This window comes from Solimicrobium silvestre, assembly GCF_002976435.1.
GTDB lineage: Bacteria > Pseudomonadota > Gammaproteobacteria > Burkholderiales > Burkholderiaceae_D > Solimicrobium > Solimicrobium silvestre.
The window spans coordinates 1-1,432 of sequence record NZ_PUGF01000060.1 but is presented as its reverse complement, the minus strand read 5'-3'; the positions used below and the strand labels follow the sequence as shown (position 1 = coordinate 1,432).

General features: G+C 45.5%; 1 protein-coding gene. It reads left to right on the top strand.

Going from position 1 to position 1,432, the window contains the following annotated elements; all coding sequences use genetic code 11:
- Window positions 1-89: 89 nt before the first annotated feature.
- Window positions 90-1,109: an IS110 family RNA-guided transposase gene (locus S2091_RS23710; protein ID WP_105534444.1), complete on the top strand. Its 1,020-nt coding sequence runs from the start codon at window positions 90-92 to the stop codon at window positions 1,107-1,109.
- Window positions 1,110-1,432 lie beyond the last annotated feature (323 nt).

Here is a 1,432-nt window from a genome sequence, read left to right as displayed (position 1 = left end):
GTTAATGTAATGGACGCCTCCCGCCCACAACGGCATCGCAATGTGCCAAAGTAGAGTTTCAACACACTACTTAAGTGAGGGGAAGCGTCATGGAAAATATTACTGCAATTGGACTGGATTTGGCAAAAAATGTATTTCAAGTACATGGTGCCAATGCACAAGGTAAAAAATTAGTTGTGAAGCGCTTAAAGAGATCCGAAATCTTAAGCTATTTTGCAACAATAAAACCTTGTTTAGTCGGAATGGAAGCGTGCGGCGGTGCACACCAGTGGGCAAGGCAATTGGAGCAATTAGGACATAAAGTAAAGTTAATGCCGCCGCAATTTGTGAAGGCTTTTGTGCAAGGAAATAAAACCGATGCACGGGATGCGGCAGCGATCTGCGAAGCAGCAAGTCGTGACAGCGTCCCTACTGTGGTTGTGCGCAGTCGGGAAAGCCAACAAACACAATCGCTACATCGAGTACGAGAAGGCTGGATGAAACAACGCGTAGCCACAGCAAATCAAATCAGAGGATTACTTGCTGAATTTGGTTACACGATAACGCCAGGTATGCGTCGTTTGTATAACGAAGTACGCGAATGGCAAGCCAAATCGGGAAATGAACTAGGCATATTAAGTGGGTTAATTGAAGAACTACTTGCTCATTTAAGGCAACTCGAAGAGCGGATAAGCAAGATTGATCAGCAAATTTTACGTGTGTATCACGAAAGCAGTGCCTGCAAATTAATCGAAAGTGTACCTGGTGTTGGCATCATGACGGCAACAGCGATTGTCGGAACATTTGGCAATGCCAGCATGTACACAACAGGACGTAAATTTGCATGTGCATTAGGATTGACCCCGCGTGAGCATAATAGCGGAGACAAGCACGTATTGTTAGGTATCAATAAGCGCGGAAATGGGTATATTCGAAAGTTGTTGGTGCATGGGGCGCGGTCGGTATTAAGGGCACGCACGGGGAAAGAAAAATACGCCGATGATTGGGCGGTGAAGCTGGCAGAGCGGCGTGGCCACAACAAAGCAGCTTGTGCGTTAGCAGCGAAAAACGCGCGACGCATTTGGGCCATGTTACAAAGTGGTGAAGTATTCCGTACCGAATATGCTTAAGCATAATCGGTACGGTTGAAGAGAAAAGCAGTAACTAGTTGAAGTTGAATGTGTAAAAAAGAAGAGTAAGGAACACCGACAGATTGCTAGAGCAATTTCAAGTGATGACAAGACAGGTCAGACCGGGATGGTCACAATTCGATTAGCCCAATGTACATAAAAGTACGATAGGTTGAATGAAAGATCATCAGCGTATTTCATCGTGCGTCAGCAGCTCATACAAAAGTAGCTGCGCTAAAGACCGAATGTATGGCTGCAATCGACTATGTCATGACATTATTTGCAAATTGTACTTGCAAGCGGGAGGCGTCCATGTATGGGCT